At 41.2% G+C, this 23,309-nt stretch carries 18 protein-coding genes; 6 read left to right on the top strand and 12 right to left on the bottom strand.

Going from position 1 to position 23,309, the window contains the following annotated elements:
• Positions 1–100 precede the first annotated feature (100 nt).
• The 3 genes from F0227_RS20750 to F0227_RS20740 form a co-directional block, all read right to left on the bottom strand.
• Positions 101–1,990 (bottom strand): HD domain-containing phosphohydrolase, encoded by a 1,890-nt coding sequence (locus F0227_RS20750; RefSeq protein ID WP_171755166.1) that lies wholly within the window; start codon positions 1,988–1,990, stop codon positions 101–103.
• Positions 1,991–2,263: 273 nt separating this feature from the next.
• On the bottom strand, positions 2,264–3,814 hold the full coding sequence (locus F0227_RS20745) for a PAS domain-containing methyl-accepting chemotaxis protein (protein ID WP_171755165.1): 1,551 nt from the start codon (positions 3,812–3,814) through the stop codon (positions 2,264–2,266).
• A 229-nt stretch (positions 3,815–4,043) separates the two neighbouring features.
• Positions 4,044–4,661 (bottom strand): DsbA family protein, encoded by a 618-nt coding sequence (locus F0227_RS20740; protein ID WP_171755164.1) that lies wholly within the window; start codon positions 4,659–4,661, stop codon positions 4,044–4,046.
• A 137-nt stretch (positions 4,662–4,798) separates the two neighbouring features.
• On the opposite strand from F0227_RS20740, the gene F0227_RS20735 reads away from it, so the two are divergent.
• From F0227_RS20735 to F0227_RS20720, 4 genes are all read left to right on the top strand, one after another.
• Positions 4,799–5,650 (top strand): effector binding domain-containing protein, encoded by an 852-nt coding sequence (locus F0227_RS20735; protein WP_171755163.1) that lies wholly within the window; start codon positions 4,799–4,801, stop codon positions 5,648–5,650.
• Between the two features lie 2 nt (positions 5,651–5,652).
• Positions 5,653–5,988, top strand: a complete 336-nt coding sequence (locus tag F0227_RS20730; protein WP_171755162.1) for an SMR family transporter — start codon at positions 5,653–5,655, stop codon at positions 5,986–5,988.
• A gap of 142 nt (positions 5,989–6,130) precedes the next feature.
• Positions 6,131–7,903, top strand: coding sequence for a DUF1800 family protein (locus F0227_RS20725; protein ID WP_171755161.1), 1,773 nt, complete (start codon positions 6,131–6,133; stop codon positions 7,901–7,903).
• Between the two features lie 2 nt (positions 7,904–7,905).
• Entirely contained in the window at positions 7,906–9,327 is a 1,422-nt protein-coding gene (locus tag F0227_RS20720; protein WP_171755160.1) for a DUF1501 domain-containing protein, read from the top strand.
• Between the two features lie 129 nt (positions 9,328–9,456).
• Here F0227_RS20720 and F0227_RS20715 read toward each other — a convergent pair whose 3' ends face one another.
• A complete protein-coding gene (locus tag F0227_RS20715; RefSeq protein ID WP_171755159.1) occupies positions 9,457–10,551 on the bottom strand; it encodes a ketoacyl-ACP synthase III in 1,095 nt (364 codons plus the stop codon).
• A 409-nt stretch (positions 10,552–10,960) separates the two neighbouring features.
• On the opposite strand from F0227_RS20715, the gene trxC reads away from it, so the two are divergent.
• Positions 10,961–11,395 carry a thioredoxin TrxC gene (gene trxC, locus F0227_RS20710; RefSeq protein ID WP_171755158.1) on the top strand — a complete coding sequence of 145 codons (435 nt, stop codon included), beginning with the start codon at positions 10,961–10,963 and terminating at the stop codon, positions 11,393–11,395.
• Positions 11,396–11,441: 46 nt separating this feature from the next.
• On the opposite strand, the gene modC is transcribed toward trxC, so the two are convergent.
• The 3 genes from modC to modA are packed head-to-tail and all read right to left on the bottom strand — an operon-like array spanning position 11,442 to position 14,037.
• Positions 11,442–12,560 (bottom strand): molybdenum ABC transporter ATP-binding protein ModC, encoded by a 1,119-nt coding sequence (gene modC / locus F0227_RS20705; protein ID WP_171755157.1) that lies wholly within the window; start codon positions 12,558–12,560, stop codon positions 11,442–11,444.
• On the bottom strand, positions 12,557–13,252 hold the full coding sequence (gene modB, locus F0227_RS20700) for a molybdate ABC transporter permease subunit (protein ID WP_171755156.1): 696 nt from the start codon (positions 13,250–13,252) through the stop codon (positions 12,557–12,559). The genes modC and modB overlap by 4 nt, the downstream gene beginning before the upstream one ends.
• 32 nt (positions 13,253–13,284) lie before the next feature.
• Complete coding sequence (modA, locus tag F0227_RS20695; protein ID WP_171755155.1) at positions 13,285–14,037, bottom strand: molybdate ABC transporter substrate-binding protein; 753 nt, start codon at positions 14,035–14,037, stop codon at positions 13,285–13,287.
• 421 nt (positions 14,038–14,458) lie between these two features.
• Between modA and F0227_RS20690 the strand changes: the two genes are divergently transcribed.
• Complete coding sequence (locus F0227_RS20690; RefSeq protein WP_171755154.1) at positions 14,459–14,995, top strand: hypothetical protein; 537 nt, start codon at positions 14,459–14,461, stop codon at positions 14,993–14,995.
• A 411-nt stretch (positions 14,996–15,406) separates the two neighbouring features.
• Here the strand turns inward: F0227_RS20690 and F0227_RS20685 are convergent, their stop codons facing one another.
• The 5 genes from F0227_RS20685 to frdD all read right to left on the bottom strand — a co-directional run.
• Positions 15,407–17,314, bottom strand: a complete 1,908-nt coding sequence (locus tag F0227_RS20685) for a methyl-accepting chemotaxis protein (protein WP_171755153.1) — start codon at positions 17,312–17,314, stop codon at positions 15,407–15,409.
• A 192-nt stretch (positions 17,315–17,506) separates the two neighbouring features.
• Complete coding sequence (locus F0227_RS20680) at positions 17,507–19,207, bottom strand: GGDEF domain-containing phosphodiesterase (protein ID WP_171755152.1); 1,701 nt, start codon at positions 19,205–19,207, stop codon at positions 17,507–17,509.
• Between the two features lie 196 nt (positions 19,208–19,403).
• Complete coding sequence (locus tag F0227_RS20675; RefSeq protein ID WP_171755151.1) at positions 19,404–20,903, bottom strand: tripartite tricarboxylate transporter permease; 1,500 nt, start codon at positions 20,901–20,903, stop codon at positions 19,404–19,406.
• A 141-nt stretch (positions 20,904–21,044) separates the two neighbouring features.
• Positions 21,045–22,490 carry an adenylosuccinate lyase family protein gene (locus tag F0227_RS20670; RefSeq protein ID WP_171755150.1) on the bottom strand — a complete coding sequence of 482 codons (1,446 nt, stop codon included), beginning with the start codon at positions 22,488–22,490 and terminating at the stop codon, positions 21,045–21,047.
• A gap of 510 nt (positions 22,491–23,000) precedes the next feature.
• The coding region (gene frdD, locus F0227_RS20665; protein WP_171755149.1) for a fumarate reductase subunit FrdD at positions 23,001–23,309 on the bottom strand (309 nt) is incomplete at its 5' end.

Raw genomic sequence — 23,309 nt, 5'->3', positions numbered from 1 at the left:
GCTTCACGAGCAAATGCTTCTAGAGCTTTCTTATCCATGTTGCTTATCCTTAGCCATGACTGGCTTAATTATAAGCAGATACACAAATTAAATTACAGTCTCATACATCCCGAAACTTCTCTCTTACTTCGATAAAATCGGATAAGTGTTGAAAGAATATATCGATAAGCTGTGGATCAAAATGTTTGCCTTTTTGAGCCGTCAATAATGCAAAAATATCTGAGTCTCCCCACGCTTTTTTATACACTCGATCACTACCTAAAGCGTCAAAAACATCTGCCAACGCAATAATCCGGCCATATATATGAATTTGTTCGCCCTTTAATCCTGCTGGATAACCACTACCATCATATTTTTCATGATGTTGATGGGCAATCAATGCAGCCGCTTTTAATATCGGTCTATTTGATGATTTAAGCATTTGATAACCGATCTCAGCGTGAGTTTTCATTATTTCAAACTCTTCTTCATTAAGCTTTCCGGGTTTATTGAGTATGCTATCGGGAATCGCTACTTTACCAATATCATGCATTGGGCTTGCCTGCTTAACTATCTCTGCATCTTGTTCACTCAGGCCATAATGCACAGCGAGTAACTTAGAGTACTCTGCCACACGCTTAACATGATTACCGGTTTCTTTAGAACGCGTTTCGCCAATCGCTCCCATGGTAAATACCACTTCCCGCTGAGTCTCTTCTATTTCATGGCTTAAGATCTCAACCTCTTTGTGGGCGGTGATGTCCTGTTCAATCGAATTGAAGCCGGTAATGTTATTATTAATGTCAAACTCTGGATGAATAACTTCATAAACCCAATAATCTGTGCCGTTCTTTCTACGTTTTTTTATCTCTCCTGCCCACGCTTTACCACTATTAATGGTATTCCATATTTTCTCATAAAAGGAATTACTCGTATCAGGATGACGAGCTAGGTTATATTTTACCTTTAATAGTTCACTCTCTTTATAACCGGAGATCTCACACAAAGCGTTGCTAACATAGCGAATTTTACCTTTTTTATCTGATTCAGAGGCAATAACATTATTAGAATAGAGTTTTAATAGCTTATTTAATTTCTTTGTTCTTTCTCTTACCAGATATTTAAGTCGCCAACTAAATATAAATATCGTAATAATAACCGCCGCACTAATGGCGACAATAATGTAAACGATGCGATAATCCACTTCGGTTTTTACTTCTACCTTTACCCATGCATCATATATTTCACGTTTTTTATTTTCAGTAATATTGTTGAGCGCTTTATTCACTATCGACACTAATGGGCGCATATCATTTTGTATCAACATATGATGTTGAAATTCAAACTCTGCAAAACCTGATATTTTAAGATTTGTAAACCGGCTATTGATGTTATAAATCGCCACAGAAATATGAGAAAGAAAAATATCGGCTTTTCCCGAACTCACTAACGCCATCGACTCTTCAATAGTATCCGTTAAAATCACCTGCAAATGCGGGTAATTTTGTTTCAAAAATTGGTGACTGGTAAAGGCCTTGGGTACTGTGACGACCTCTTCAGATAATATTGCTAAGCTATCAACGTAGTCTGCATCGTCTCGGGTGACAATGGCGAGAGGAAAGCGCAAAAATGATTGACTCATCATGCCTAAACTTTGTTCATAAATGGAGTTACCCGCTCCTGGAATGATGTAAACATCATTGTCTCTAAACTTTTTTAGTGTTTCAGGCCACGACATCGCAGGTACAAATTGAAAATTTATACCTGTGCTTAAACTGATTTCAGTTAGATAATCTGCCAGTATGCCAGAAAACTTGTCTCCTTTAACAATCGACAATGGTGCCCAAGGGCTTTCACTGAAATAAACAACGGGATGCTTTTCAATCCACTCTTTCTCACTTTCAGAGAGTAAAACTGTATTTTCCGCATAAGATAAAGGTATAAAAAACAGCCATATAAACAGAGTTAATGAAAAGAATTTATTTAAATATCGCTGTTTATGATCAAGCATAAAATATAATCGCCTCTTATACCAAATGAAACAATTGGCGTATCGCTTTAATGATTAAAACTCAACCACATTATTAACAATGAATATCAACTTCACTTGTAATGCACCACGACGAACGGCTGCTAAGCCTATGTCCGTCGATAAAATTATAGTCAAGCAAATTTAGTTAAACCAATTTGACTATATTATTTACGTAAAAGCTATTAATATTTTTGTTAATTAAGGCGTTCGCCAACGACACGGCATAAAACGAGTCGATTAACTTGCAGGCCACTAAGAGTGGCTAAACTGTGTGACCAGTCGTTGCAAGCTTTCCAAACTACCCACAAGCTCTTTGGTTCTCCCTAAAGAACTATTAGATAAGTTTCTATTGGTGTCGTTTGCTTCCTTCATTCTAGAAACATGTTCTGTCATGGTTTGTGTTACTTGTACCTGCTCGACAATAGCCGTGGAGGTGTTGCCGCTTTGTGTACCAATACTCACTAACGCATCAACGATCGTTTGAAATGCTTCTTTACTCTGTTGCGATTTATCTACGCTATACACTGACGCTTCTATGCCTTTTTCCATGGTGGAACCCGCTTTGTTTACCGTCAGCTGTAGTGTTTCAATATTTGAGCGGATCTCTTCTATAGAAGACGTTGTCTTAGCAGATAAGGCTCTTACTTCATCCGCTACCACTGCAAACCCTCTACCGTGCTCTCCTGCTCTTGCTGCTTCAATTGCCGCATTCAGCGCCAACAAATTAGTTTGCTCAGCAATGCCCTGTATCATAGAAAGAATTGATTCAATACCATCCACGTCAGCATAAAGTTGGTTAATCGCCGTTTTAGAGTGCTCCAACTGCTCACTTAACGATTGAACATTAAGCACTGCATCATCAATGGTGTTCACCGCGACATCCGCCTGTTTTTGAGCATTTAACGCAAATTCAGAACTCTGTTTTGCCTGCTCAGCTACTTCACTAATGGATCCTAGCATTTGCTCTGCGGACGCCGCCATCGCATCAATTGCCACGTCTTGTTGATTTAACTCTGAGTCTATTGCTTGGCTATTTGAAAACTCTTCCTTCGCAGCCACTAATAAGCCATCTGAAGTCTCATTCGCTCTAGCGGTAACCGCTCTAAGCTCAGCTTTTTTCATCATCATCGCCAATTCAACTTTGGACACATCATCACAGTGTCCGGTGTATGGCTGTTCCATTAACGGATTATCATAGTGGCTCTCAGCTAATTGATTCACTGATGAAACACGGCTATTAAGCTTTAATATTGAGATGAATTGCGCGATACCAGTGACAAACAGTGCACCTGTAACTAAGTAATTGGATAAGAAACCTGAGGCTAACAAGGCAATAAACACTATCTGAGCAACCGATAAAGATAGGATAATTTTAAGCCACGGAATACGACGAATCGTAACATCGCCTTTTGTGAGACGCTGATAAAGTGCAGCTGCACGAGAGATCTGCTCATCACTTGGTTGAGTTCTGACAGACTGATATTCAAAGATTTTGCCATCTTTACCCATAATAGGAGTAACAAACGCCGAAACCCAATAGTGCCCACTGTTTTTGCACTTGTTTTTAACTATGCCCATCCAGCTATTGCCAGACTGGATATACTGCCAAAGCTGACCAAATGCCGCCTTGGGCATATCATCATGGCGAATAACGTTATGTGGTTTATCTAATAGTTCTTCTTGCTGATAGCCTGCAATCTGGCAAAAATCTTCATTGCAATAGGTGATATGGCTATCGGCAGTAGTGGTTGAAATAAGGCTATCATTTTCAGAAAACTTGACTCTTTCATCCGTCATCGACATCTAACTCCTGTAAAAAAAGTTCGGCTTACACATGCGAGAAAACGACAATATAGATAACAAAATCAGGGTCGTTTCAATTTGTAGAATCGCATTAAAATAAGCAACTAGTATTACAATAGAACTAATTGATATCCTTATATATATACAAATAACTTCTTTGTGACACTAGTCTCTAAGATTATGAGATCGCGCTCTTTATCCAGATATTTCATGCAACAATTAAAGCGTTTTAACTTGCATAAGCTTTAAGTTGTCTCAGCACTGTATCGGCATCCTGATAATCTATACTCAATTCGACTGTCTTCTGCTCTGTACGCAAAAATAGTGATGGAAAACTGTTGCCACCAATTGAGCGTGCAAAAGCAATCTCATCCAATAAAGATGCCTGAGTACTTTCGGCAAAAAAATCAGCGGCAAATTGGTCGCCATCTAACCCAATCTCCTCAGCGATAGCCAACAACACATCATCATCACTTGGGTTTCTTGCTTGTAAATAATAAGCCCGTTGAATGGCATTTTGCATTGCCTGCTCGGCTCCTTGAGAGCGAGCGCTGAGTATGGCTCGACATGCTGGATAGGTTGAACGACGAGGAGAGTTTGATGACCAAAAGTCGTAATTGAATTCGGTTCCAAGCAAGGTCTCTATTTTTTTCCAATACCCCGCTATTTGTTGCTGCATAGCAACAGGCATAACTTCATCGCTATCTGCCGCTAACCCGCCAACCACATACACAACATTATAGCTATCAGCGATGGCTTGCTGAATTTTCTGCCACACTGGCTTAAATCCCCAACACCATGAACACATAGGATCATAGACATAGTATAAAGTCTGTTTATTTGTCATTGTGTGGTCTCTCTCCATTCGATTCTCGTTAACCAAAACTTTACCTTAGTCCCCGTACTCTAGCGACAAGATCTTACATAACCATAGCTTAGATTGACTGATCATCCTATTACTGCTTTTACTATGTTGCTTATATTATGAACCGATTGCCAATCTCCATTTTAGTCCTAACTGCCAGCTTGATTATTGTGGTTAATATGGTTTTTTCTACATGGTCTGAACGTCACCCTTTTAGCCTAGCGAAACAGAACATAGAACGCCGTTTTTTTCCCGATCAGGCAGAGACGTCAAAAAATAATCAACAACTCAGCTCAGAAACAGTGCCTAAGACTAAAGACGGTGCCAAAGACCTTACCAGAGACGTAAGAGAATCATCGGAAATAGCGAAAACATCTAGCTCTTCAGCAGTGCCATCGAAAGAAGAGTTGGCGAATGAAGATCAAACAGACAAGCGCGAGATACAGGCTAAAAGTACATTGGCAGCACAAGCCGAACAGACAAAAAAACCGGCGGCCCAGTACGTCATCAAAAAAGCTAAACGCCAACTGTTTGTTGGTCACTTTGCTACCATCGCCATAAACAGTGATTCCGAAACCCAACTGTCTTTAGCTAAAGCATGGAAAACATTTACAGCAAATAAACACCGCTTTGCCATCAACAATAAGATATCTGATGATATTTATCTTATCTACAGCGACTACTCGCAACACGCTAAGGGAACCATATCTCTATTTATTGGCCACGCAGTTAGCGAGTTTAATGATTTGGCTTCAGATTTTAAGCCACTGACCGTCCCTTCGCAGAGCTATGCATCATTCCAATTAAATGGCGATTTTTCTCATATTGCCCACGATGCTTGGCAGCAGTTGCCAAGCCTAAACCTCAATCGATCCTACAATTATGATATGGAGATTTACCCTAGCAGTAGCACCATTGACCGTATCGGTAGCGCACAACTGCTCATCTCTATTCAACATAAGGAATTATAACTATGTTCCCAGCTGGCTGGACACATTTTGTCATATCAGAAATATTTTTAGTCGCTTCCATTGTGCTTCTACAAATGAGCACCAAAGCGCCACCTAGTAGCTACTTAGGATTAGCTATGTGGCTCTGTTCTGTCATCGCTATTTGGATGCTCGGTCGCGCAATGGCTAACTTCGACTTAAGTAGCTTGTTCGCCCTCTGGCTCGGAATCGCCATTCCAGCGGTTGCCATCATCGCTATGGTGCTATTTAAGGAGCAAGTGACCATCTGGAGAACGCTCTCCATCGCAGTCACGACAGTGGGAATAGTAGGCATCTGTATAACCAGTACCAATCAATAAAGTACTTAGCAGCAATAGTACTTAGCAACAAAAGCAACTAGCAACGACAACAGACTCAGATTTCCTAAACTAAATACTGACGTCAGCGAATATTAACCAGTAATACCAACAATCCACATAAAACCGGGAGCAACAGAGAACTATGCAACGTCATCATGCAAACATAAGCCGATTTCTCGCCCAGTCGACCTTAGGGGCAGATCAGAAGTTAATCAAATCTGTATCCAAGTCGGGCATTGTTCAATGGTTGAATAATGAGCTCGACCGTCCACTATCTGAATTAGCCACTTATCAACGTGCTACCGAAGAGATTTGGACCCAGTTTAAAGCAGACTTAATTAAAAAACATGGCGAGTCAGCAATCAACGGTGATGGAAACAACCCTGCGCTTCCCTATAAGTGGTATTTTCACATGGCGTGGTGGCAAACTACACTGACAAGTGATCACAACTTACTGCGTCAACGTGTCGCGCTAGCGCTTAGCGAAATTTTGGTCATTTCCGATAACTCGTCGTTAGAGCTAGACGCGGTGGGAATGGCCAGTTACTACGACCTATTATATAAACACGCTTTCGGTAACTATACCGATCTCCTCTATGATGTCTCTCTGCATCCTTGCATGGGTGTTTACTTGTCACATATGAACAATCAAAAAGCGCAGCCAGCAGCAACGATTCATCCCGATGAGAACTACGCCCGAGAGATCATGCAGTTATTTTCTATCGGTTTGTACCAGTTAAATCAAGACGGCAGCCGTAAGCTAGACAGCAATAATCAACCCATCGCGACATACGACAACCAAGACATTAAACAACTGGCACGAGTTTTCACCGGTATTACAGCGGATAGCTATCAGTTTGAATGGAATAACTCATTTTGGAGCGACGAATTTAACGGCTATCAGGTAGGCTTCGACGATGGCATAGATAAAACCTATAAAACGGTTCCTTTTGTCGAGATGACAAAACCTATGGTAGTAGACGAAAACTATCATGACCAAGGTGCAAAAACATTGCTACAAGGGCACATTAAGATCAAAGCTAACCAGTTGGGAAAACAAGAGATTCGTCAGGTTGTTAACAAGCTGGTTTCTCATCCTAACGCAGCACCATTTATGGCGCGAAAGTTAATTAATCAACTGGTTACCTCAAATCCTAGCGCCGAATATGTTGCCTCCGTAGCAAGTAAGTTTGGTGAAAAGGGCGATTTAAAAGCCGTTATCAAAGAGATCTTACTTTTTCCGTTAAACAACCCAGTGGGCAAAACACGTTTTCTCTCTGCTCGAAGAGAGAAACAGACCCAAGTGCAATCACAGAAACTGAAATCTCCGGTGCTGCGTATTACTCAGTTGCTTAGAGCATTAAATGTCGACAATCCCTCAAAACGTTTATGGTTAACTGGCGATGATATTCAGCACCAACTAAACCAGCACCCGTTGTCATCCCCTACGGTCTTTAACTTCTATAATGCTCATTTTACTCCACATGGCCCTATCGAAAAACTGGGCTTAGTTGCTCCAGAATTTGAGCTGCATAACTCTGCCACATCCATCGCCTATGTAAATTTAATGTATTACTGGTTTTTTGCCGACTACCTTCCGGTAGTCACTACAGAAATTAGTCAGCAACAAGGCATACTCAACGTTCCAGAGCTCGATATCGAAACCCTGCAGAAAAACAGCGAAAACCGACTAAAATTCGACTTGAGTAGCTATATAGAGATGGCAAAAGAGCAAGAGAAGCATGACCAATTAATTGAGACACTGAGTGTACTGTTGGTTGGCCAATCAAACATTGCTACAAAAGGCAAAATTAAGCAGGCCTTTGCCGCTTATGCCAACAAACCGGAATGGGTGGTACAAACCATTTTGTTTATGTTGTCAATTTCCGCTGAATTTACCGTGTTGGAGGCATAGTCATGGATAAAAACTCACTCTCTCGCCGCCGTTTTATCAAAGCAACATCGGCCGGTACGGCTCTGATGTTATCCGGTATCGCACCTAGCTATTCGGCTCCCAATAGCAGCGTAACAAACGAGACAAAAACGCCAAAACTGAAGCCGATTGCTAAACAGAACAAAGCGTTGGTGTTCATCATGCTTGACGGGGGTAACGACAGTTTCAATATGCTGGTCCCACATAGCGCTAACGACTATGCCGATTACAAACAGACGCGCAGTAACCTAGCCTTAACCAAGCAACAACTTTTGCCACTTGATGGTTATAACGACGCACAAGGTCGACAGTTTGCCGTACACCACGCTATGCCAGAAGTTAAAGCGTTGTTTGAAGATGGTACTTTAGCGTTTGTTGCCAATACCGGTCCATTAGTCGAACCGACAACCAAAGCCACCTTTAAAACGAATCAAGTAGCATTGCCATTGGGACTAATGTCCCATGCGGATCAGTTTAAACATTGGCAATCTGGCATTGCAGATGCGAGAACCAACCGAGGATGGTTTGGTTACATAGCAGATACCATACAGAAAAATAAGGCACTAAAGCAGGTGCCTATGGGGATATCATTAGCGGGAAACAACATCATGCAAAACGGTATTGATGCTTCTTGCTACACGATTAACGACCAAGGTAGCGTTGGTTTAATTGTCAACGAAACTCCTTCACCTTTAAACCAAGTATTGCTAGACAGTTTTGAATCCTCCCTCAACTGGGATTACAAAAATGATCCTTTTAAGCAGAGCTACCTATCAATCACTAAACAGGCTCAAGCGCAGCATCAGCGCTATAAAGATGCCACAAAAGAAGTTGAGATCACCACTTCTTTTTCTCAACACATGCTTTCTCAGCAACTGCGCCTAGTCGCGACATCCATAAAAGCGGCGGATAAACTGGGCCACCAGCAACAGACATTTTTCTTACGCTATATCGGCTGGGATCACCACGATGAGCTGTTAAAAAACCATCACACAATGTTGCAAGTAGTCAGCCGTGCGTTAGGAGAGTTTCAGCAATCTCTCAAGGAGTTAGAGGTCGATCAAAACGTCATTACCTTTACGGGTTCAGATTTCGGACGAACTCTAACATCTAACGGTAATGGCACCGATCATGGTTGGGGTGGAAATACGTTAATCATGGGTGAAAAAGTGAATGGCGGCAAAATATACGGCGACTACCCATCCCTCGTTCTAGGCGACAGAAACCCTCTAGATGTTGGAGATGGCGTTTTAATTCCAACCACGCCAATAGAGCAGATCTACGCCCAACTGGCAACTTGGTTTGGAGTTAATAACTCGGACTTAAACTCACTGTTTCCAAACTTAAGCAACTTCTCATCCAGCTCAAAACAGCACAACCTTAATCAATTGATTAAACAGAGTTAAGATATTAACGATATGATTTTGCATAGAAAGTGATTCAGAGAGTCAGTAAAGACCAAAAAAGCCGCTTTTAAAAGCGGCTTTTCTCTGCGACAACACATTATGTGATAAAACCAAACGAATTCAACCAGTTTAACTGGTCTTTTCTGGTTTATTTAAGCATTGGTTTTTATGCTCTTCAATGAGCTCTAGTGCTGTTTTATCACAAGGCGGTAATTGAGCATCGCTAGTGTTAATTGGCGTAACTCGTTCACCCCACTTCAGTAATCCCGCACCCCAGGTTAATCCGGCACCAAATGCAGCAAGAAGTACATTATCGCCAGGCTTCACTCTGCCCTGCTCTAACGCTTCACAAATTGCGATTGGAACCGTTGCTGCAGACGTATTGCCATAGTGTTGAATATTTACAAACGCTTTAGATTGATCAATGCCAGCCAGATCTGCCAATGTCTGGATAATACGTAAGTTAGCTTGATGAGGAATCAGTATATCGATATCTTCTGTGGTGAGTTCTGCTCTCTTTAGAACACTTCTCGCAGCGGTTCCCATTCCTTTAACCGCGCGTTTAAATATGTCTCGGCCTTCAAAGTTAAAATCAAAATGACCATTATCCGCTGCAAAACGTTCCATACAGGTACCAAACTTAGGCACAGAAAGAATGTCGCGACCATCAGAGTCACAGCCAAGTTGCGCCTGTTGCAGACCGACTTTCTGCTCTGTTCTGCTTAATACTGCCGCTCCCGCACCGTCACCGAACAGTACCGCAGTATCGCGAGCTGACCAATCAATAAAGAAAGATAAATGCTCAGCACCAACCACCAGCGCATGTTTGTAACTTCCTGCTTGAATAAGCCTTGTTGCCGTTTCCAAACCATACACAAAGCCAGTACAAGCGGCATTCAAATCAAATGCAGCGGCTTTACTTGCTTGCAAATTCTGTTGCACTTTTGAAGCAATGTTCGGAATTAACGAGTCAGCAGAACAGGTCGCAATAATGATAATATCAAGGTCTTTAGCTTCAATACCGGCACATGCTATGGCATGTTTTGCGGCTATTGTCGCGAGATCGGATGTATCAACATGGCTAATACGACGATTTTCAATACCAGTACGAGTACGAATCCATTCATCGGACGTTTCCATAAAGGTACTCAAGTCATCGTTAGACAACGTCGCAGGAGGCAAACATTTGCCCCAGCCTGTTATCTCTGCAAAATAGTTACTCATCCCATTCCTCAACTGTAAAATTTATATTTATAAACATATTCTGTTCATGATTATATACTCAAATGACCTCAAGATGCAGGACTCAGAGCAACATCAACACGTTCAGTTCAAAAAAGATAATGGAAGGAATGGCATTCCCTTTCAAGATTATCTGACGCAGAAATGGACATGTTGATGTAGCACCTTGAGGTCACTTGAGTATACGCTGATATAAGCATTCAGGTAAGAGCAGAAACGATTTTGCTCTGCCAGTTAGGTTCACCAGTATAAAAAACAAGCAACGTAGGGTCGATGTAACCAGCGGACTTGTTTTTGGCTACATTCGTTATTATATATGGGTATATGTAAACAGATTAACTACGCTTAGTCTCTCTCAGCGTCATTCACGCTACAAAAATAGGAACCAATAATGAGCCAATTTAACTCACGCTGTACTACTTGCAAAGGAATGAATCGCGTTCCTCTGCAACGAGTCTCTAGCCATGCGACTTGTGGTAAATGTAAAGCGGCACTGTTTGATGGAGTAGCGATTGAAGGAACGACTGATAATTTACCGTCATTACTTAAAAGTGAACTTCCCATCGTCATCGATTTTTGGGCGCCGTGGTGTAACCCTTGTGTGGGATTTGCACCAGTATTTAGCCAAGTGGCCGAAGAACGAAAAGGCGAAATGCGTTTTGTGAAAATTGATACCGAAGCTCAACAGCAACTTGCGGCACAATACCAAATTCGCAGCATTCCTACCGTGATGGTGTTTGTAAATGGCCAGCGTGTAGACTCAATTAATGGTGCACTACCTAAAAGTCAGTTTGATCAGTGGTTAAACCAAGCATTAAATAAGTAGTTCCTGTCATTGAAAATGATGATACCAACTGGTGGTCGTTATCGGATCAATTGTCGGGGTGAGCCATTGGCTTAAATGTCATGTCTCGTTGAGCAACGCTTACCCCTTTAATCTGCGCGTACACTTTTTGCCCTTCTTGCAACGCCAGTTCGTCTAATGCCCAAGGCGTAATATTGGCCCACAAATAACAGTTTGTCTGTAACTCTAATTGCACAGAAACATTTTGCTTGCCATGACTATCATGTTGTTCAATTTTTTTAATGATCGCAGGAAGAATATTCCGAATCGACGTCGTTGTTGAATGCTGCAAGTTTATCGACACATCATTCGCTCGAATTTGTAGACGAATTTCGCTGCCAATCTCCCCGTCGATTTTCTGCACCCACAAACCAATATGGTCATTCAGTGACACTTCAGATAAGGCATACTGTTTATGATGTCTGGTGACTCTCGCTTCAAACAGAGAACTCTGTTCAGAAAAAGCCTGCCATGGCCTTAATACACTTGATCCCCACAATTTCTCTAAACGATCACAGGCTAAAACCCGCCCTTCATCTAGCACTATCATTTGGTCAGCTAACCTTAATATCTCACTCAGGCTATGAGTGACATACAGTATTGGGATATTGACTTCCGTTGATAGCTTTTCCAGAAACGGCATCACCTCTTTTTTACGTGGTAAGTCTAAAGAGGCCAATGGCTCATCCATCAACAGTATATCCGGAGTAGAAAGCAGAGCTCTTGCAATGGCAACCCGTTGCTTCTCACCGCCAGAGAGATCAACCGGATATCGTGACAACAGATGAGAAAGGTTCAGCAACTCAATAATGTGTTTAAAGTTGCTTTTATCTAACTCGCCTTTCACACCATAGAGTAGATTCCCTTCCACGCTGTAGTGAGGAAACAGACGAGAGTCTTGAAAGACATAACCTAAATTGCGCTTTTCAATCGCTCTGTTAAGTCCTTTATCGCTATCAAATAACACCGTCTCATTTAGAACAATTTTTCCTGAATCGGGCGTAATCAATCCGGAGATAGCATTAATGAAAGAGGTTTTGCCCGATCCAGAGCGACCAAAGATCGCAGTAATTCCAGAAGAAGGAATGGTCACATCCACGTTCAGTTTGATATCACCAAGTTGATGTTTAAGGCGAATTTCGATCATCTTGACTTACCATATCCTAATCTTTTTTGTGTTCTGCGAGTTAGCCACTCTGACGCAAATAGAGAGAGTAGAGCAACAATGATAGAGATAACACAGAGTCTCGCTGCACTCTCTTCTGCACCAGGGGTTTCAATAAAAGTATACATAGCTAGAGGTAAGGTTTGGGTCTCTCCCGGGATATTGGACACAAAGCTAATTGTTGCACCAAACTCTCCTAAACTTCTGGCAAAAGACAACATCGTCCCCGTCACGATACCGGGCAATGTCAGTGGTAAGGTAATGGTATAAAACACCTTAAACGAAGAAGCGCCTAAAGTTCTTGCCGCTTGCTCTAACTTAACATCGACGCTTTCCAAACTGAGCCTAATTGCCCTTACCATTAAGGGTAACGCAACAACAGCGGAGGCTAGCGCCGCCCCTTTCCAGCTAAAACTAAACGAAATACCTAAGTAGTGAGACAAAAACCCGCCAATCAACCCCTGTTTCCCCATAACAACAAGCAGCAGATAGCCGATAACAACGGGAGGTAATACTAACGGTAAATGGATAAGGCTATCGAGCAGTTGCTTAGCAAAAAATTGCTTCTTAGCGAGCAACCAAGCAAAGAATATTCCGATAGGTAGCAACCCGATCACTGCGGTAGTTGCTACTTTTAAACTTAAATAAAGTGCTTGTAGTTCAAACTCAGACACGGTGAACTCCAGCTCGCTGAAAATATCTACTTCTAGTTAAAACCATAGTGATTAAAAATCTCTTTTGCTTCATCAGTTGTTATAAAGCTGGCAAACTCTGCCGCTTGAGAAGAATCGGATAATATTACCATTGGATACTCTATTGGAGTATGGCTGTCAGAAGGAAAGGTAGAGAGAATATCGACTTTTTTACTTATCAATGCATCCGTTTTATAGACGATACCAACCACGGCTTCCGCTCGCTCAACTAACGCAAGAGCAACCCGAACCGAATTAGTAGGCGCTGTTCTATCCTTAACGTCATCCCAAACGTCAAGATGGCTTAACGCCTGTTTAGCATAAATACCGGCAGGAACTGACTCTACTTGTCCAACCGCTAATCGGTCATTAGCAAGAAGTTCACGCCACGCCGCACCATCAGCTAATGAAAATGGCGACTGCGCCATGCTGGTTGGTGTGACCAATACCAGTTGATTATGCGCAATTACTTCGCTGCGATTATTTATCACCAAGTTTTTGCTTATTAAATAGTCGACCCATTTGCTGTTGGCCGAAATATAGATATCTGCGGGTGCCCCTTTTTCTATCTGTCTGGCCAGAGAAGACGAACCCGCATAGATAGCAACAACCTCGTTGCCTGTACTCTGTTTGTATCGCTGAATGACTTCACTCACCACATTAGTCATTGACGCAGCAGCATATACGCGAATTTTTTCTGCTGCAAAAAGTGAACAAGAGAGAGTTATCGCAAATGTAATGGTAAAGAAACGAATAATATAAGACATGATTTCAGTGCTACAACAATGGCTAATCCCGCAATATAACATGTATATCTGTTCAATAACTTAGGCAAGTTTCACGATTTTTATTGCGTTTGCTAAAGTTTACTTTCCGTTTGCTGAAGCTTTAACCACAAATTGTTATAACCACCTTTTATAAGCTTCCTATCTGGTCGCGACAAAATTCCGTCGTTAAACAAATTCTAGTGCTATCTTTTGCTCCAATCTCACCTCGGTTCAAACTGAACATAGTAAGGTGAACACCTTTCACGAAAAGATTACTGTGCAGTTAACCTCCCTATCTTCGTTATCTATTAAAAAAGAAAGCATTAGAGCCGATCTTATGCTTGTTTAACTCATTCAACTTTATAATACTTGGCCTATATATTGCATTAATAAATCAGTTTACTTTTTTAATGGAGTTTCCATGTTTCGCAAAGCTCGTCATATCGCTTTATTATCCGCACTGGCAATGACTGCCGGTAATGCTTACGCCAATAACTTTAGCTACAACTCTATAGACATTAATATTGGCGGCGGGCCAACGTCTTTTGGTGGCGCGTTTAACATGCAATTTATGGAAAATGCTCACTTTGTTGCCAAAGCTGAAAGTAAGTTTGATGGGGACTACGATATCGCTGCCGGTGTTGGTTTTAACGGCCCAATGGGTCAATTTGCCGACATGACAGGTCAAATGCTACTTCATAATGTCAAAGAAGATTCCGGTAATATTCTAGGAGAAGATATCCTTCCAGAAATCAACATCGGTACTCGAATTTGGTTTATTGAAGGTATCGAAATGCATGGCAAAATTGGTCAATTACTTGACGGTGATGAGAGTCACACCGTTTGGGAACTCGGTGGCCGTTTTCATTCAACTCAACAATTGGTATTGGGCGCTTCAATATTAAATGGTGGCGTATATGGCAACCAAATTAGAATGCAAGCCCGATTCCAGTACTAAACCGTTTCATAATACTGCTTTTAGCAGCGCCATTTTGGTCGCTGCTTTTTTTTGTTCTTTAACGCCATTAGAGTAATAAATCCAGCCATTAAAGATCATAACCCACAATCGCTATTTCACTACCATGGCCGCAATGCTTATAGTTATTGAGATAGAATGCTTATCGAGATAGAAAGGTGATTGAGGTACAAAGGTTGTTGAGACTAAAGGCGCAATAAGAGATCAATACCTTATCAAAAGAACGACCGAAGGGATGGCCTGATATTTCAGTCTTGCTTAATGGTGGATTAGGCGGGTTTTAGCACAAAAATGACATCGCCTACACAGATAGTACATTCATTTGCTATCAGTGTAGGCGCATTTTATGTTGCTAAGTCCAGCGAGTTGAACTTAGCGTCAACATTTCGTCACTTACAGTTTAAAGCGACCAACAATATCAATTAGCTGGTGGTTTACAGTGGCAATATTTTCAGATTCCGACAGAGCCTCTTTACCATTGGTATCCAGCTCTCCAACAATCTCACTGATGGCCGACATATTACGGCTGACTTCTTGCGTTACGCTACTCTGCTCTTCTGCCGCCGTCGCAATTTGAGTACTTAAGTCGTTTATATCGCCAACAAACTGAGTCATAGTTTCTAAACTTTCTGTTACTTGACCCATTCCATCAGCGGTTTTTTGACAGCGCTCCTTGGTGCTATCCATTGCTTCCACAACCGAGTGGTTTCCTTTTAACAAACTGCCCAAAGCAGATTCAATTTCTTCCGTGCTATCTTTGGTTCTACTGGCTAAGTTACGCACTTCATCGGCAACAACGGCAAAACCTCGCCCCTGTTCTCCGGCACGCGCCGCTTCTATCGCAGCATTTAGTGCCAGCAAGTTAGTTTGTTCTGCAATATCACCAATCACACTCAATATTTCATTGATGCCATCGGTTTCATCACTCATGTTTTGTACATTACTTGCCGTAGAGTCCACATCCTCAACAAGCGCGGTTACCGTATCTTGTGCCTGATGCACCGTCGTTTGAGAGATACCACTTGCGTCATTGGCTTTTTGCGTCAACTGAGCGGTATTCGCCGCATCTGTTGCCATTGCATCTGCGGTGGCATTCATCTCTTCGATTGCGGCAACAATCTGTTCCGTTTCTGAAACATGGCTTTCTAGGATAGACGCATTGCGCATCGATTTATCTTTCAGCCCTTCAACATTACTCTGTAACTGCATTGATGCGCTTTGAATTTCCAGCAACATTTTCTGCAAACTGGCGATAAACTCGTTAACACCTCCCGCAATTTGGCCAAGATCATCTTTCGTTCGTACTTCTAGTCGTTGCGTTAAGTCGCCATCTCCTTGAGACAAACCAATGATGGTTTTCTTCAGCTCAAGTATTGGGCGATATAGGAACTGAATAACAAAGAAGGCCAAAATAATACTGACTACTGAAGCAATAGTAGAGGTGAGAATAGCGCCTACCTTCGCGTCTTCAAGTTCGCTAAACGCCACGGATTTATCTAAACCAATAACAAAATACCAGTTTTTATCACCGACCTTGATCCGTTCAGAAAACATCATTTTGTCTACATCATTTAACACATACTCTTGTACAGCGCTTTCTTGTTTTGTGACATTAGTTAACACTTCTTTTAGAGAGGCAATGGTATCGCCTTTTTGTCCCGGCTTTAATGCAGGAGAAGAAGATGCAAGAATGGTGGTATCGGTATTCATGATGATCGCGGTTGAACCTGGTATGTTGGTTGCTTTCTCAACCATGCTACTTAAGAATTCAAGTTTCATGTCTACCGAAATCATGCCACCAAAGGTTTTTTCTACAATACTGATCCAGTAATCACCGCCATCTGAACCGCCATAAGGTTCTGTTACTGAGGTTCCGTTTGATTTAAATGCTGCTTGATACCAGCCTCTTTCTGTTGCATCACCATCTAATTTATTATTGGGCCATGTCGGCGTGGCTTGGTTCCAATACGCATCACCGTTTTCAAATGCGATAACGGCACTGTTAAGGTTGGCAGCATTTGCCACCATTTTCGTTAATTCAATAATTTGCTCTGGAGAACCTTCAATCTTTTTATTTTTAAACTGACCGGCAAGCTTACCAATAGCACCCACTTTTTCTTCCAATTGCACTTCTACCAGTCTAGCCTGACTCTTCACAAAACCAGAGGTAGAGACAGTAATCATATTGGTTATAAGTTCTGACTCCTTTGAGTAGGAGAGATAATTTGAAATGGAAACGGACAATGCCACTAAAGCGAGAATCGAAATTAAAAGTAAGTTCTTAAATCCAATGTTCTTCATAAAAAATCCCTATTGATAACAACATTTATTAAGTATGGACGTAGGTTTCTACTTTACAAATTCACGGGGTAAATGTGTTGATATTTTTTGAGTAAATCGACTTGAAGCACATTAGCCGAAAATTCAATAGGAAAAAGGCTAAAATCATCACAATTTTAGCCTTTAGTTATTTATATATTACTAATTCAGTTGTTATTCACTTAATCTCATAATGGCAAAGCGCATTTTTTGCCAATCAATGTCTAAGTTTAAAGCATCGTGTTCTGTAAGGGGTCGAGAGAACCAATAACCTTGCAAGTTATCCATTCCCGCCTCAACTAATCGCACTATCATCTCTTCCGTTTCTATACCTTCAACAACCACACTAACACTGTTATCGCTGCACATTTTTAATAGAAATTTAAGATAATCTAATGGCTCATTCGCATCCATCGCGCTTAATGTCATAGTGCGGTCGATTTTGATCTGATCAAGCGGAAGGTTAAAGAAGCTGTTCAACGAACTATAACCCGCACCAAAATCATCCAGCGCAATGTTATAGCCTAGCTGTCGCAATTCTTGCAGTTGAGATTTTGCTCTCACGACACCATCAAGCAAAACCGTCTCGGTTAACTCTAATACGACCCAACTCTTTGGCACATTGAACTTGGCGATAATCGATTCTACAGACTGAATAAAATTACTATTGAGCAACTGCAAAACGGATACATTCACATTGACTCGGATCGGTTCACTATGGCTTTGGTTGTATGCGTTAATAAACTGACAAGCTTTCTCTAACACTACGCAACCAAGATCAAATATCAGCCCTTTTTTCTCCGCGATAGGAATAAATTCATCAGGATAGATTTCACCTAACTCGTCACTATTCCAGCGAACCAAAGCCTCAAAACTCAACACCTTTTGCTGAGATACCGAAACAATCGGTTGATACTTCACCGAGAGAGCTTTCGCTGCGATTGCCTGCTTAAGTTCACGTTCAATATAGAAATAACGTTCAACCTTAGATTCAACACTGTCATCACAGATGATCCAACGTTGATCAAGGCGAGCTTTTGCATACTCACACGTTCTAGACGCCCAACGTAATACACGCTGTGCTGGCATTTCACTTGGTACAAAACGATAGACACCCAAACTCATTTCATCGCCGTACAATAAACCATCTTCTTCCGACAGTTGATGATATTTTTCGATGCAGTTTGAACAGAGCAAAGCGATTTCTTGATCGGTTAACTCTTCATTTAGCAAAACGGCAAACTCATCCGTGCCCACTCGATAGAAATGACAATCATAATTGGAAAACGCATTAAAACTGCCAATAACATGATTGGCGACATCATCTAGGATACTGTCGCCATATTGGTTTATATAAGATTTGATGTCGGCAATACTGATGTACAAGATGGTTTTATTGGTGCAATTCGTTTCATCTATATCTACGATCAACTTTTTGCGGTTATATAAGCCGGTAAAATTATCAAAATAAGCCGCTTGATAGAGGTACTCTTCCATCAGCTTTTGATCAGAAATGTCTTTATGGCTGCCTACCATATATTCCCGACCATTGTCCGATTTAACAACACCTGTCCCTTGTATCCAGATATAACGTCCTGTTTCAGTTTTAATTCTATACTGAGACGTTACTCGCTCTTCATACTCAAAGTGTTGTTTTACAGCATTGTCCATTTTTTTACGATCAAGAGGGTGAACGAGCTGCAACCAATCATCTAATGTAGCGTTTTCTATATCCAGATCAAACTGCTTATAAAAGGTAGGGTTATAGAAAGTCACTTCACCATCGACACTCATAAACCAGAGGCCTTCATTAGATGCATCAAATACGCCGAAAAGACGTTGAACTAGTGCTTCTGATGGACTGTGTTTTGTCATACTACTCCGTCACCACATGATGTTTTTAACTCTATCAATATCACGCGTTACTATATTACTGAATACTTAAAAACTCTTTACAGTTTAATACTATTAGTAATAAAACTCATTATATTTATAGAATCAATACCACATTGCATTGCGCCAGAGGTCATATTTAGGTTCGGATTAGTTGATGGAATTAGCCGACAGCGTACTAACGGTTAGGTCTCCACTTGATACAGTGTTTGAAAAGAAGAAACAGAATGATAGTAGCGAGAACAAGGGAAAAAGGCTTATCAAATAGGGAGAAATGCCCCGAAAGTAAACTGGCTTGAACATCTTCTATGCCTTTAACGAACTGCTTACCTAAAAACAGTCCTAACACCAAGCTTATTACCGGAAACTTATATTTGTTCATCACAAAACCAACCACACCAAAAAGACATAAGATGATAACGTCCCCCATATAGCCGCGATAAAAATAAGCACTAAAACAGACTAGGGATATCAATATGGGTAGAAGCAGTCGATTGTTTAAATTCACCAATCTTGCGATATACGGTGCAACAGAAAACGAAACCGCAGCCAGAATGATGGTACTCAATATGCCACCAAAGATAACCGCATATATTACCGCAGACTGAGCCTCATATAATTGATTACCGATTGGTACTCCCTTCTCGATTAGATAACCAAAAATAACTGCAGAAGAGTTGCTTCCCGGAATACCAAGCAGCAACAAAACCAACATGGAACCGGCAACTGAAGCGTTGTTAGCACTCTCCGGAGCGATAACCCCAGCCACCTCTCCGTGACCAAAGTTAACTTGATTTTTGTTGGCTTTTTTCTCAATAAAGTAAGCCGTCATCGACGATAATGCGGCACCAGCAGAAGGTAATAAACCGACAATTAAACCCGTAATAGATGCTCTTGTAACTGTCATTTTGTTGGTGAATAAAATTTTGCTGGTATTAAAAAGTTGTCGATAGCTTGTCTCTTCAAAGTTCTGTTCAGACTGAAGGAGCGTTTTTTTCCTCGACAGTTTGTACAGCTCTGGAGCAGAAAACAGTCCAACCAAGATAATCACTAACGGCAAGGTATCACCATAAGTGATAAACAGAATATCAACCGGTTCCCCTTGATTAAACGGAACATTATTGACCGAAATCATTAGCCCTAGCAGCCCAGAAAAGAATGATTTGATCAGTTGACCTTGTCCCATAATACCGACTAACACAATCACTAAAAGCGTAATAAACAGTACATCTGTACTGCCTAATTTGCTGGCAAAATAACTTAAAGGAACAAAAAACGCCAAGATCAGTAACCAACTAATGAGGCTACCTGCAGTAGAAGAAAATAAGTGAACCCCTAATGCTAAATAGCTTTTACCACTACATGACATGGGATAACCATCAAATGTGGAGGCTATCGCTCCCGGGTTACCTGGAATATTGAACAGTATTGCCATTGCACCGGCACCTACAATGGTGCTTGAGTACAAGGTGAGTAGCAGCATAAAGCCGGATGATGTTGATAGATTTAACGCGATAGGAAAAAAGAGCGTCAAACATAGAGAAGTAGTAATTCCGGGCATGGCTCCAAATACTAACCCTACGCATACCGCAACTATCACGGTCATTATCAGCTCTATGTCTAGTACCAATAATAATCCCGACAACATTGCCGTATAATCAAACGATATTAAATCCATGCTCAATTACTGTCTCATCTCTAGTTCACTTTGTCCTGATTTGAACGTTGTTATCAATAAACTGTCGTTCTTATTAACAACAGAGCGGATACAAAACTCGTATCCGCTTTAGTTAATATTACTTAAAACTTATTTTCACTATTAACGTTTATAGTTGTTTTGAACAAATTCAACACTTCGTTCAACAATTTTTGCGGAAGATCCTAAATAGTTTTCAGGTTTTAATACTGCATTAATCTCTTCGCTGGTTAAGTGCTTATTTATTTCTACACTATTATTCGCCACGTCACTTAGTGTATCTTCAGGTTTCGCGGCTTTAATCGCTTTTTTAACTATAGAGTATGCATCCGAACGGCCGACTTTTTCAGTGAGTTTATTCATCAATGCCTCAGACATAGAATAGAAGCTGGCTGATGCAAAATTGTCTAGCATCTGTTGCTCATTAACCAGTAACTTGGCAAACATACGCTGTGCTCTTTCAAGTGAGGCCGATGTCACCATGAATGACTCAGGAATAATGCTCCACTCCAATATCCAAGGCGATCCTTGACGAGTATCGGTATGGCTCATAATGTCTAAAGATGCCGCATTGTACATCTTACCCATGCGGTTAAATCCACCCATGAATTCCGATGCTCTAGGATTACGCTTCTGAGGCATAGTACTACTTGCCCCGCTCTCACCCTCTTTAACTTCATTAATCTGAGTGCGTCCAAGATTATTAATATCTACCGCGACTCGACCTAACGTAGCATCAACCATTGCTAACGTTTGAACCATCTCAGCAAAAACATCCCTGCTTGGGTTCCATGGCGCAATTGGAGCAGCTAACCCTAACTCATCAGCAAACACTTTTTGTAATGCCAGACCTTTATCGCCATATGGGGCCAAAGTTCCAACCGTACTACCAATTTGAGCGGTCAAACGAGATGAGGCTTCATCTAGTCGATCAATATTTCGAACCAGCTCCATCAAATAGGTTGTTAAGTGCAAACCAAAGGTCGTTGGAACCGCATCTTGTCCATTGGAGCGTGCAATCATAACCGTATTCTTGTGCTGATCTGCTAGAACGGCAATTTGATTGGCCAGTTCTACCATTTCTACGCGAATGAGTTCACTACCATTTTTCACTTGTAGTGCCGTTGCAGTATCCATGATGTCTTGAGTCGTACTACCAAAATGTAAGTAGCCCGATACATTTTTGTCACCCGCTTTCTTTAACTGTTTGAGTAGCGGCTTGATACCACGACCAACTTTATTAGTGCCTTTTTTAAGTGTTGCGTAGTCTATAGTGACTTTCTCACCAGCGGCTTTGATCGATTGATACGCAGATAAAGGAATAATGCCCACTTTGGACTGAGATTTCGCTAACGCCATCTCAACGTTAATCCATTGGTTAACCATGGCCTTGTCACTAAATACTGAGCGCATTTCTGCAGTACCAAACAAATCACCATATACAGCGGATTCAAATACGCTGACAGATTCATGAGAAGTTGTTGCTTCTGTGGATTTAGCAAATGAAGCAGGAGCGGTGGATATAGCACATAGCACAACAAGTGCTACTTTGGTCATAGTCGTTTTCATAGTTGTCTCACATTACTATTTAATGAATGCCATGTGATTGAAACTGAGTTGCTCATATTAATCTGGGTTAACTTTGTAGCGAGTTTCAATCACTCAAATTATGAATTGAAACTAAACCAAGCTGTCTGTTAGAACAATTTGAATTAACGGAAGGACCATTGCAAAAATTGGAAGAGTTAACCTTACAGCAATGCGTCACGTTACTTATTTCACAAGTAACACTCTAATGTACTGATAAATAATAAGTTTATTTGCCTGATTTGAAAGAGAATGAGAACTGAGTAAGCAGTGGGTTTGTGAGTCGCATTCGACAAATAATCAACAATGGGATGTTGATCTTTTTTCATTGATTATACCGCTCTTTGTGTTCGCTATTTTTGACCATATTCTTCTGCTCATGTTGTAGAGAACACTTAATGAACAAAAATCACTAACAAAACAGGCCAGGAACCGAGCCCTAGCCTGTTTTGCGTCATTGAGTCTACTTTTTCAGTCGATCAAGCTGTACTGCTAGATCATGTAGATCAAAATAATGGATAACGCACTGAAAATTCCAGCGGTCGTATAGCAAACGACTTTACCTGCTAACCCGGCATGGATTTTTAAGTCATGCATACCGTGGTGCAATCTGTGCATTGAGTGCCACATAGGTAAGGAGATCGTTGCAATCACGAACAGCACACCGAAAAAGCTTTTTACAAAGCTTGCCACGCGCTCGTAACTCATCGCTTCAGCATCAATCACCCCTAATGGAACAAGAATGCCCAGTACCAATACGGTTACTGGCGTTATCATTGCAAACCAGCTACCGCCAGCACC

Source organism: Vibrio sp. 99-8-1, from assembly GCF_013114595.1.
GTDB lineage: Bacteria > Pseudomonadota > Gammaproteobacteria > Enterobacterales > Vibrionaceae > Vibrio.
Note: the sequence above shows the minus strand (reverse complement) of the source record. Positions and strands in the feature narration are given on the sequence as shown.

Coding starts and splice junctions, on each gene's coding strand:
- F0227_RS20725 (WP_171755161.1), top strand. CDS start 6,131: ATGCAACGTCATCATGCAAACATAAGCCGATTTCTCGCCCAGTCGACC.
- F0227_RS20675 (WP_171755151.1), bottom strand. CDS start 20,903: ATGGATTTAATATCGTTTGATTATACGGCAATGTTGTCGGGATTATTA.
- F0227_RS20720 (WP_171755160.1), top strand. CDS start 7,906: ATGGATAAAAACTCACTCTCTCGCCGCCGTTTTATCAAAGCAACATCG.
- modC (WP_171755157.1), bottom strand. CDS start 12,560: ATGATCGAAATTCGCCTTAAACATCAACTTGGTGATATCAAACTGAAC.
- F0227_RS20680 (WP_171755152.1), bottom strand. CDS start 19,207: ATGACAAAACACAGTCCATCAGAAGCACTAGTTCAACGTCTTTTCGGC.
- trxC (WP_171755158.1), top strand. CDS start 10,961: ATGAGCCAATTTAACTCACGCTGTACTACTTGCAAAGGAATGAATCGC.
- F0227_RS20685 (WP_171755153.1), bottom strand. CDS start 17,314: ATGAAGAACATTGGATTTAAGAACTTACTTTTAATTTCGATTCTCGCT.
- F0227_RS20690 (WP_171755154.1), top strand. CDS start 14,459: ATGTTTCGCAAAGCTCGTCATATCGCTTTATTATCCGCACTGGCAATG.
- F0227_RS20740 (WP_171755164.1), bottom strand. CDS start 4,661: ATGACAAATAAACAGACTTTATACTATGTCTATGATCCTATGTGTTCA.
- F0227_RS20735 (WP_171755163.1), top strand. CDS start 4,799: ATGAACCGATTGCCAATCTCCATTTTAGTCCTAACTGCCAGCTTGATT.
- F0227_RS20745 (WP_171755165.1), bottom strand. CDS start 3,814: ATGTCGATGACGGATGAAAGAGTCAAGTTTTCTGAAAATGATAGCCTT.
- modA (WP_171755155.1), bottom strand. CDS start 14,037: ATGTCTTATATTATTCGTTTCTTTACCATTACATTTGCGATAACTCTC.
- F0227_RS20670 (WP_171755150.1), bottom strand. CDS start 22,490: ATGAAAACGACTATGACCAAAGTAGCACTTGTTGTGCTATGTGCTATA.
- F0227_RS20750 (WP_171755166.1), bottom strand. CDS start 1,990: ATGCTTGATCATAAACAGCGATATTTAAATAAATTCTTTTCATTAACT.
- F0227_RS20715 (WP_171755159.1), bottom strand. CDS start 10,551: ATGAGTAACTATTTTGCAGAGATAACAGGCTGGGGCAAATGTTTGCCT.
- F0227_RS20730 (WP_171755162.1), top strand. CDS start 5,653: ATGTTCCCAGCTGGCTGGACACATTTTGTCATATCAGAAATATTTTTA.